Annotated in this window: 8 protein-coding genes; 4 read left to right on the top strand and 4 right to left on the bottom strand. The window is 70.3% G+C overall.

The features are described from left to right. Nucleotides 1-31: 31 nt before the first annotated feature. On the bottom strand, nucleotides 32-1000 hold the full coding sequence (locus tag AC5LSR_RS17355; protein WP_250285049.1) for a pseudouridine-5'-phosphate glycosidase: 969 nt from the start codon (nucleotides 998-1000) through the stop codon (nucleotides 32-34). 553 nt (nucleotides 1001-1553) lie between these two features. Between AC5LSR_RS17355 and AC5LSR_RS17350 the strand changes: the two genes are divergently transcribed. The 4 genes from AC5LSR_RS17350 (at nucleotide 1554) to AC5LSR_RS17335 (ending at nucleotide 5442) form a co-directional block, all read left to right on the top strand. Continuing rightward, nucleotides 1554-1733 (top strand): hypothetical protein, encoded by a 180-nt coding sequence (locus tag AC5LSR_RS17350; RefSeq protein WP_493464833.1) that lies wholly within the window; start codon nucleotides 1554-1556, stop codon nucleotides 1731-1733. A gap of 121 nt (nucleotides 1734-1854) precedes the next feature. Further along, the gene (locus AC5LSR_RS17345) at nucleotides 1855-4488 is read left to right on the top strand and encodes a WD40/YVTN/BNR-like repeat-containing protein (protein ID WP_250285044.1); all 2634 of its coding nucleotides are present in this window, start codon (nucleotides 1855-1857) and stop codon (nucleotides 4486-4488) included. 21 nt (nucleotides 4489-4509) lie between these two features. Further along, nucleotides 4510-4764, top strand: a complete 255-nt coding sequence (locus AC5LSR_RS17340; protein WP_250285042.1) for a hypothetical protein — start codon at nucleotides 4510-4512, stop codon at nucleotides 4762-4764. A 426-nt stretch (nucleotides 4765-5190) separates the two neighbouring features. Then, nucleotides 5191-5442 (top strand): hypothetical protein, encoded by a 252-nt coding sequence (locus AC5LSR_RS17335; RefSeq protein WP_250285040.1) that lies wholly within the window; start codon nucleotides 5191-5193, stop codon nucleotides 5440-5442. A 517-nt stretch (nucleotides 5443-5959) separates the two neighbouring features. Here AC5LSR_RS17335 and clpB read toward each other — a convergent pair. From clpB to AC5LSR_RS17320, 3 genes are all read right to left on the bottom strand, one after another. Next, complete coding sequence (clpB, locus tag AC5LSR_RS17330) at nucleotides 5960-8554, bottom strand: ATP-dependent chaperone ClpB (protein ID WP_250285038.1); 2595 nt, start codon at nucleotides 8552-8554, stop codon at nucleotides 5960-5962. Between the two features lie 278 nt (nucleotides 8555-8832). Next, entirely contained in the window at nucleotides 8833-9354 is a 522-nt protein-coding gene (locus AC5LSR_RS17325; RefSeq protein WP_445548225.1) for a heat shock protein transcriptional repressor HspR, read from the bottom strand. Beyond that, a partial coding sequence (locus AC5LSR_RS17320) for a DnaJ C-terminal domain-containing protein (RefSeq protein WP_493464830.1) occupies nucleotides 9351-10159 on the bottom strand: 809 nt, incomplete at its 5' end. The genes AC5LSR_RS17320 and AC5LSR_RS17325, both read right to left, overlap by 4 nt.

The following is a 10159-nucleotide window of genomic DNA, read 5'->3' as shown; positions in this document are numbered from 1 at the left end:
CAGCCCGGGCCGGACGGTCGGGCCGGCAGCTTTACGTCCGGTCCGGGGTGGCCGGCCGGGCGGAGCAGGCAATGGCGATGTCGGCGGCGACGGTGACGTTGTTGCGGACCACGGCGATGTTGGTCTCCAGGCTGGCGCCGGCCGTCTCGCGGTGGAACGTCGCCAGCAGGAACGGGGTGACGGCCTTCCCCCGCAGCCCCCGGCGGGCCGCCTGCGCCAACGCCTCGCGCAGGACCCGGTCGTGCAGCTCCTGGTCGAGCTGGTCCGCCTCGGGCACCGGGCTGGCGACGACCACGGCCGTGCGCAGGCCCAGCGCCCGCGCGTCCGCCATGACGGCCGCGACCTCGGCGGCGGCCTCCACCCGCCAGTCCACGGCGAACTCGGTCCGGGACAGGTAGAAGCCCGGGAAGGTGTTCGTCCGCCAGCCGAGCAGCGGCACACCGAGGGTTTCCAGCCGTTCGAGGGTCGCGCCGACGTCCAGGATCGACTTCACCCCCGCGCAGACCACGGCTATCGGCGTGCTCGCGAGAGTGACAAGATCGGCGGACTCGTCGGCGCTGTCGGCCCAGCCGCGGTGCACCCCGCCGAGCCCGCCGGTGGCGAACACGCCGATACCGGCGCGGGTGGCGAGCAGGGACGTGGAGGCGACCGTGGTCGCCCCGGTGCGGCCCAGCGCGGAGGCGACCGGCAGATCCCGTACCGACAGTTTCGCCACGTCCGGGGCGTTCGCGATCCGGGAGAGCGCGATGGCGTCCAGACCGATGGTGGGTATCCCGTCGATCACCGCTACGGTCGCCGGTGTCACCCCACGGTCACGGAGCAGGGTTTCCAGGTCGGCCGCCACTTCCAGATTGCGGGGGCGCGGCAGGCCGTGCGCGATCAGCGTCGACTCCAGGGCGACCACGGGCCGCCCCGCCTCCACCGCCGCCCGCACCTCGTCAGCGACCACCAGCCCCCGCACGACCGAGAGTATATCTACGAATCCGGAATCCGCGCCCATGCGGGATCATTCACTGCCCGAGGTTTCACTGGTTCTTTTTCGGGCATTTTCTCGCACAGCCTGCCAATAATTCTTTGTGGGAGTATGGAGAAGCCTCCACAGAGTTCGTGGACTCGGCCTGGATGCATCGAGAAATTTCCGTGACCATCTTTCTGGATCTTTCGGGTGCCTTCCTCCGAGAAATTCGATGATGCCGGGCTTTTCGGGCATGATGGCCCAGTCGCTCACCCTTCAGCGGCTCGTCCAGGTTCCAGGTCGGGGATAGGGGGCTGCGACCGGCAGACGGGCAGACGGGCAGACGCAGGGTGCTCTCCCCCGGCCGTGGCGGGTGAGCCGAGCCGGAGCATTGATCAGATGCTGGCGGCGGGTGGCGCAGCGGGCGCGGGCGTGAAAGGCCGGGGCCGAGGTGCCGGCGGGTGGAGCGTCAAGCAGAAAACCGACACACGGGAGCGTTGACGCTCAGCTGGTCCAGGAGGAACATAAAGAGACATTCACGGCTTGCGGTCCCACGGGGGTGGACATGGCCGAAACCTCGAATTCCACTGACGAGCAGATGCCGGTGCCACCCGGCGGCGGTGCCGCCGAGCGTCTGCGAGAGTTCCTTGCGGCGCGGGAGGAACCGGTCTCGGACGCGGCGGAGCCGACCGACTCGGCGGAGCCGGCGGCGGAGCCGGCGGAGGAGCAGGACCGCGAACGAAGCGAGAACAAGCCCGGCCATCCGACGGCCGGCTGACTGCTCCCGCCCTCGGCCAACGGGCCGGACCAAGACCAAGGCATATCGGCTCCAGGGCTGCGATGTCGACATTTCGCGCGACCCCGCACACCTGTGACGCACCGCTATCGAGGAGGTGCCGATGCAAGGACCCGAGGACGAAGGCGTAACCCCCCGCGACGCGGTCCGCGTCGACGAGCGAACGCCTGCCCGTCCGTACGGCGGCAAGGCGATGCTGCGGCTGCTCGAATTACTCAAAGCGCAGGGGCTGACGAACTTTGCGCAGGAGGCGGTGGCCACCGCGGTCACCGATGAAGTGGCAGCCGAGGCGCTCGCGCATGCCGAGGCGATCGGCGCGTTGCCGCCTGCCTCGCCCCAGGGTGACGCTCGCGCGTCCCGACTCCGCGCGTCAGGCCGTCCGCCGACCGCCGGCGGTGGCGCCGAGGACGAGGGGACGCCAGCCGACATAGCGGCACCGGAGGATCTGGCCCGCACATATGCCGCCGTTGCCGAGGGCCTCGCCGGGCCGCCGACGGCGGGAGAGCCGCAGTGGCGCTCGGTCGGCCCGTCAACGGTGACGAACGGCCAGACCTACGGCAGCAGCCGGGTCAACGTCTCCGGGCGCGTATCGGCCCTCGCCGTCGATCCGAGCAGTCCCGCGCACGTCCTGGCGGGTGGCGCGAACGGCGGTGTCTGGGAGTCACGTGACCGTGGCGCTTCCTGGCAGCCTCGGACCGACTTTGCCTCGACCCTCACCGTTGGCGCAATCGCGTTCGACCCCAGCCGCGCGGCCACGGTCTACTGCGGGTTGGGCGAGGGCGACTGGTGGTCCTTACTCGGCAATGGGGTCTTAAGGTCGTCCGACGGTGGTACATCGTGGTCGTCGGTGTGCACCACCCCGTTCGTGGGACAGGGCTTCTACGCGCTGCGCGTCGACCCCGCCGACGGCAATCGGCTGTTCGGCGCCGCGACCGGTGGACTGTACGTCTCGACCGACGCGGGTACGACCTGGACCCAGCGCCGTTCGCAGCGCACGTTCGCCGTCAGCCTCGGCACCAGTGAAGTGCTGGCGTCTTGCGCCGACGGTCTGTTCCGTTCGACCGACTCCGGCACCACTTGGACAGCGGTGAACCTGCCGGGAGCGCCGGCCGGGTTCGTTCGGCTCGCCGTCGCCGTGGCTCCGTCCAACCCGAACGTCGCCTATGCTTTCGGTACCGGCACGCCATGGATCCCGCAGCCCGATGGGAGCCAGATCCCCACCGGCTACCTGTGGCGCCGCGCCGCCGGGGTGTGGACGGCGATTGGGCTGCCTCCCGGACTGGCAACCGTTCAGTCGTGGTACGACTGGTATGTCGCCGTCGCCCCGGACCTCGACACGCAGGTGTACTGCGGCGCCATCGAGTTGCACCGCGGTGACCTGTCCGGCGCCACTTGGAGCTGGCAGACGATCAGCAACAAGGGCTCGTCCGGGCAGTCGATCCACCCCGATCAGCACAGCATCGCCTTCGAGCCCGGGAACCCCGCCACGGTGTACGCCGGCTGCGACGGCGGCCTGTTCCGCTCCCCCGATCGTGGAACCACCTGGGTGAGCTGCAACAACGGCCTGGTCATCAGCGAGTTCGAGTACCTCGCCCAGGACTGGGGCTCGTCTCGGTGGCTCATCGGCGGTACCCAGGACAACGGCACGAACCGGTGGACCGGGCCCTCGGCCTGGGAGCACGTGGAAGACGCGGACGGCGGCGACGTCCACGTCAACCGCCAGAACCCCTCGATCGTCATCCACAGCCGCCAGTGGGGCGGCCTGCTGCGCTCCACCAGCCGGGGCGACTGGGGAAGCTGGACCACCGTCACCCCCACCCGGCCCGCCGGCGAGGGCAGGGGCCTGTTCTACCCGCCGCTGGAGGGCAGCGCCACCAGCGGCGACACGGTGGCGGTCGCGATGCAGGCGTTGTACGTGTCCCGGGACAACGCCAGCACCTGGACCCGGGTCGGGTTCCCGAGCGCCGGTATCGGCACGGCGCTGGCTGTCCCCGACCCGGACACCGTTCTCGTCGGCCTGGGCGACGGCCGGATCCTGCGCACCCGTTTCAGCTCCGGAGCCTGGGGGGCACTCACCGCGTTGACCACTCCCCGCGCGGGAGCGGTCATCAGCGACCTGGCCGCCGAGCCCGGCGGTACCGGCCGCTTGTGGGCAACGAGCAGTACCCGTGGTGGGGGTCGCGTCTGGCGGTCGGACGACGGTGGCACGAACTGGACCGACCGGACCGGCACCCTGCCCGGGCTACCCGTCAACGCCATCGCCGTCGACGACGGCAACCGCAACCGCGTGTGGGTCGCGGCGGACCTCGGTGTCTACCAGAGTTTCGACGGCGGCGCGTCGTGGACCGACTTCTCCGCAAGCCTGCCGAACGCCTTCGTCGGCGACCTGGTGTTTCACCCTCACGCGCGAGTCCTCCGCGCGGGAACACGCAACCGCGGTGTCTGGGAGATTCCCGTCGATGGCTGGATGACGCAGCCCTGGTGCGGCGTCCAGTGGACGGGAACGCTCGCTGCGAACGCCAGCAGCCGCTGGTTCACCTTCAACTGGCCCGCCACCTGGCACGTTCTGTGGACCGCGATGCCCACCAGCCCGGCGCCGGGGTCCCCACAGATCAGCTTCAAGACCCAGGTGGAACGGGCCGACGCCGAACACGTCACATACTGGATCACCGTCCGCAACCTCACCGGTCAGCCCGTCACCTTCGAAGGACGCTTCTGCGTCCTCAGCCGCTACTGATCTGTCTTTCCGGGAGCAGCCATGTGGACCAATGTTCAATTCACCGGAACGCTGCCGGCCGGCGCGACCCAGCGATGGTTCACGTTCGGGTGGCCCGCAGCCTGGCACGTCGTCTGGTACATCCAGCCGACGACCGTACGCCTCGGCTCGCCGTCCACCGACTGGGACGTGGCGGTCGAACGCGCCGACGCCAACAACGTGACCTACTGGATCACCGTTACGAATCTGGCACCTCAACCGATCACCTTCGAGGGACGCTACGCAGTACTCAGCTGACCACTTCTCATGCGTGAGGGAACGACATGCGGATCACCATCCACGTAGACAACCACGACACCCCTGGCCCACCGGCACCGGCACCGGCACCGGGCCAGGGAATCACCATTTCCGACATCGCGCCCACCGGCAGCGTTTCGACCAATGCCGGGGCAGCCCAGGGCGGCCCACCGGCGGAACTTGCAGCCCGCGCGGCGCGGCTCGGGGCACTCTCGGCCGGCCCTGCGCCCAGTGGCCCACCCGAGGTAGCCGGCGCCCCCGGGTTCGCACCAACCGGCCTCGACGCACAGCCATCCGGCAGGGCGGACACAGTGCTCGGCTCCTCGACCGACGCCTCCGCCGGACCGGCGCCCACCGGCGGCTGATCGGCCACCCAACGGGTCCACCGAACCGTCCCACACCAGCCGAACCGAATCGGGAGGGATCATGACAGTTGGCAGGCGCGTGCGTCGGCGTTTCTACATCGAGACCGGACTGACCGTGGCCAGCTTTGTCCTGCTGGTCGCCACCTTGATCAACCAGGAATGGATCGAGGTGGTGTTCGGCGTCGATCCGGACCACGGCGACGGGTCGCTGGAGTGGTTGGTCGCCGCGGCCGTCGCGATCATCGCGATCATCGGTGCCACGTCCGCTCGATCCGAGTGGCGACGCTCGCACGTGGCGGCGGACTCTCTCTAGGAATGTACCGAAAATCTTGCTCGTGCTGCCCTGTTTGACCAAATTTATTGATATATGTCTATTTGGACAATATGAGATGGCTCAGATGAGATTCCACAATCTTCAGTGGTTTTCCGGCTCTATGCAGTTGGTCGGAAGTCGTGTTTGAACACCAACGTCCAGTTGCCGTCTGTCGTGGCGGAGTGTAGCTGTCCGGAGCTTGGAGAAAGGGGCACACCCTAGCCATCACCGCCTACCCCGCCGAAACCCCGGACGAGAACCTGGCAGACGGGGCCATCATCGACAAACAGTTCATCCGCCTCGTCGTCTCCACCTGAACCCTGGACGGCTGTCGGCCATATCGTCGAACAATTCTGCGGGTCCGTCGACATCTGCCATTTCGTGCTATTTTGCGACGCTTCACCATGCGGGCAAGTTCCGCTCACCGAGCAGATCACCCGCACCGGCGGGCAGCCCGATTCCGCCTACGGGCTTTGGGTCTGTAGGCGGTTTTCGTTGGGGTGACAGCGGTTTTTGCCTACGCTTTCTGGACGGCCAGGCCGTGCTGGTTCGGGGCGACGTCCACGAGGACGTTGTCGCCGTCCCGGACGGTGCCGGCGAGCAGTTCCCGGGCGAGTGGGTCGCCGATCGCGGTCTGGACGAGCCGGCGCAGCGGGCGGGCGCCGAAGACCGGGTCGTACCCGGCGTCGGCGAGCCAGGAGCGGGCGGCGTCGGTGACCGTCAGGGTGATCCGCCGGTCGGTCAGCCGGGCGCGCAGCAGGTCGAGCTGGAGATCGACGATGCGGGCCAGGTCGTCCTTGTCGAGCTGGTCGAAGATGAGGATGTCGTCGAGCCGGTTGAGGAACTCGGGCTTGAACGCCTCCCGCACCGCGATCATGACCGAGTCGCGCTGCACCTGCGGGGGCAGGGTCGGGTCCGCGATGAACTGGGAGCCGAGGTTGGACGTCAGCACCACGATCGTGCTGCGGAAGTCCACCGTGCGGCCCTGCCCGTCGGTAAGGCGTCCGTCGTCGAGGACCTGCAGAAGGATGTCGAAGACGTCAGGGTGGGCCTTCTCCACCTCGTCCAGCAGGATCACGCTGTAGGGGCGGCGCCGGATCGCCTCGGTGAGCTGCCCGCCGGACTCGAAGCCGACGTAGCCGGGCGGGGCACCGATGAGCCGGGCCACCGAGTGCTTCTCGGCGTACTCGCTCATGTCGATGCGGACCACCGCGCGTTCGTCGTCGAACAGGAAGTCCGCGAGCGCCTTGGCCAGCTCCGTCTTGCCGACGCCGGTCGGGCCGAGGAACAGGAACGAGCCGGTCGGCCGGTCGGGGTCGGAGATGCCCGCGCGGGCCCGGCGCACGGCGTCGGAGACGGCCCGCACCGCGGCGTGCTGGCCGACGACGCGGGCGTGCAGCTCCTCCTCCATGCGCAGCAGCTTGGTGGTCTCCCCTTCCAGCAGCCGGCCGGCGGGGATGCCCGTCCAGGACGCGACGACCTCGGCGACGTCGTCGGGGCCGACCTCCTCCTTGAGCATGGCGCTGCCGGGCTCGTCCGCGCCGGGCAGCGCGTCGGTGGCCGCGGCGAGCCGCTTCTCCAACGTCGGGATCGTGCCGTAGCGCAGCTCGCCGGCCTTGGCCAGATCGAGGTCACGTTCGGCGAGGTCGAGGGCGCGCCGGGCGTTCTCCAGCTCCTCCTTGGCCTTCTGCACCTCGACGATGGAGCTCTTCTCACGCTGCCAGCGGGCGGTCAGGCTGGACAGTTCCGCCCGTTTCTCGGCGAGCTCGCGCCGCAGCCGCTCGCGGCGCTCCTTGGACGCGCTGTCGCTCTCCTTGGACAGCGCCATGTCCTCGATCTCGATGCGCCGGACGGCGCGCTCGAGCTCGTCGATCGCCACCGGCCGGCTGTCGATCTCCATCCGGAGCCGGGACGCGGCCTCGTCCACCAGGTCGATGGCCTTGTCGGGCAGGAACCGCCCGCTGACGTACCGGTCGGAGAGGGTGGCGGCGGCGACGAGCGCGGCGTCGGTGATCCGGACACCGTGGTGCACCTCGTAGCGCTCCTTCAGCCCGCGCAGGATGCCGATGGTGTCCTCGGCGGACGGCTCGCCGACCAGCACCGGCTGGAAGCGGCGCTCGAGCGCCGGGTCCTTCTCGATGCGGGTGCGGTACTCGTTCAGAGTGGTGGCGCCGATCATGCGCAGCTCGCCGCGGGCGAGCATGGGCTTGAGCATGTTGCCGGCGTCCATCGCGCCTTCGGCGGCGCCCGCGCCGACGACCGTGTGCAGCTCGTCGATGAAAGTGATCAGCCGGCCCTCGGCGGAACGGATCTCGTTGAGGACGGCCCGCAGCCGCTCCTCGAACTCGCCCCGCAGCTTCGAGCCGGCCACCATCGAGCCGAGGTCGAGCGAGACGATACGCCGGCCGCGCAGGGACTCCGGCACGTCACCGGCGACGACCCGCAGCGCGAGCCCCTCGACGATCGCGGTCTTGCCGACGCCGGGCTCGCCGATGAGGACCGGGTTGTTCTTCGTCCGCCGGGACAGGACCTGCACGACGCGGCGGATCTCGGCGTCGCGTCCGATGACCGGGTCGAGCTTGCCGGCGCGGGCCTGCTCGGTGAGGTCCACGGAGTACTTGTCCAGCGCGCGGTAGGAGCCCTCGGGATCACGGCTGGTCACCCGGTGGACGCCGCCGCGCACGGTGTCGAACGCGCCGCGCAGGGCCTCCGAGCTCGCCCCGAACTCGGTGAGCACCCGGGACGCCTCGCCGCCCTCCTCCGCGAGCGCGACCAGCAGGTGCTCGACCGAGGTGTACTCGTCGCCGAGCCGGTTCGCCTGCCGCTCCGCGTTGTCCAGGACGGTGATGAGCTGCCGGGACAGCTGCGGCGGGGCGACGGACGCGCCGGTAGCGTGCGGCAGCCGGCCGACCGCCGCCTCGGCGCGTCCGCGTACCTGGGCGAGAGGCACACCGACGGCCTCGAGCAGGTCCACCGCGACCCCGCCGGTCTGGCTCAGGACGGCGACCAGCAGGTGCAGGGGGTCGACGAGCGGTGAGCCGTCACCGGTGGCGCGGCTGACGGCGGAGGACAGGGCTTCCTGCGAGCGGGCGGTGAGGCGGTCAGCGTTCATCGGAGTCCTAAGATGATCGTTTTGGGCGTACCATCTTCGTAACGCTCAGGATAGTTGAGTCGTTCCCACTTAAGTTTGCGTGATGCGAAGCGTCCGCCCCGCACGCGACGGCTCGCGACTCGGCGGCTCGACACGGATCGTCGACGGCGCGCCGTCCGGCGAAGCCGCTGCCCGACGGGGAACCGCGTTCGACGTGGGGGCGGCGGCCGGCGAGGGACCGGCGAAGGAGCGGCGGCCGGCGAGGGAGCGGTACCCGAACGAGCCGGCGTTCATGGCCGCTAGCGGCGGGAGCCGGGCCGCCAGACCACTATCGCGCTGCGGTCGACGGGAACCAGGTCGCGCCGGTGGCTGCGGTGCGCCTCGGCGACCCGGCGCTCGGCCTCGGCGCGGACCGCCGCCAGCTCCTCGGTCAGCTGCCGGACCTGCGCCTGCAACATCATCACCTGGCTGCCCAGCTCCAGGATCCGCCGGACGCCCTGGAGGTTGACGCCCTCCTCCTGGGACAGCCGCTGGACCTCGCGCAGCAGCGCGACATCCCGCACGGAGTACCGCCGGCCGCGTCCGGACGTGCGGCCGGGAGTGACCAGGCCGAGGCGGTCGTAGGCCCGCAGCGTCTGGGGGTGCATGCCGGCGAGCTGTGCGGCAATGGAGATCACGTATACCGGTGTGTCGTCGTCGTGCGCGGGGCTCGGGCGGGGTGCCGCGGGCGTTCCGGACGGGCCGGGCGGGACGCCCGCGGGCCTCGCCGGCGCCGGAGCCGGCCCCGGCGGGTCGGCGGTACGGCTCGGTCGTGACTTCATGACCGGCCCTCCATCTGTTCCATCAGTGTCGTGCGCGGATCCTCGGGATGGGCGTGGGCGAACTCCTGGAGCGCCGTCCGCGCCTTCGCGGAGAGATCCGTCGATTTCGGCACGGTCACGTCGACGGTCACGATGAGGTCGCCGTGACCGCCCCCGCTACGCGGCACTCCACGACTACGTACCCGCAGACGACGCCCACTCGACGTGCCAGGCGGGATCTTCACCGTCAGCGGGGCGCCGTCGATCGTCGGGACCTTCACCGAGGCGCCCAGGGCGGCCTCCACGAAGGTCACCGGCAGGACGACCGTGAGGTTCTGCCCCTCGCGGTCGAACACCGGATGGGCCAGCACGTGGACGGTGACCTCCAGATCGCCCGCCTGGCCACCGCGTTCGCCCGGCGATCCGCGCCCGCGCACCCGCAGCCGCTGGCCGTCGGCGACCCCCGGTGGGATGCGGATCCGCTGCTCGCGTTCGCGCCGGCCGCTGCCCTGGCAGTCCGGGCAGGGCGAATCGATCACCGTTCCCTTGCCGAGACAGTCCCGGCAGGGCTCGGAGAGCGCGAAGCCCCCCTGCGACCGCGACACCACGCCCAGCCCCCGGCAGGTCGTGCACGTCCGCGGCGCGGTGCCCGGCCGGGCACCGCTGCCCCCGCAGGTCAGGCAGGTCGCGGCGCCGGGCAGGCGGACCGTCGCCTCCAGGCCGGAGAGGGCCTTCTCGAACGGGATCGTGACCTCGGCCGCGATGTCGGCGCCACGGCGTGGCCCACGGCCGCCCGGTGACCGCTGGAACAGGTTGTCGAACAGCC

The organism is Protofrankia sp. CiP1_Cm_nod4 (assembly GCF_982290645.1).
The sequence above is the reverse complement of the archived record's forward strand: the minus strand, read 5'-3'. Positions and strand labels throughout refer to the sequence as shown.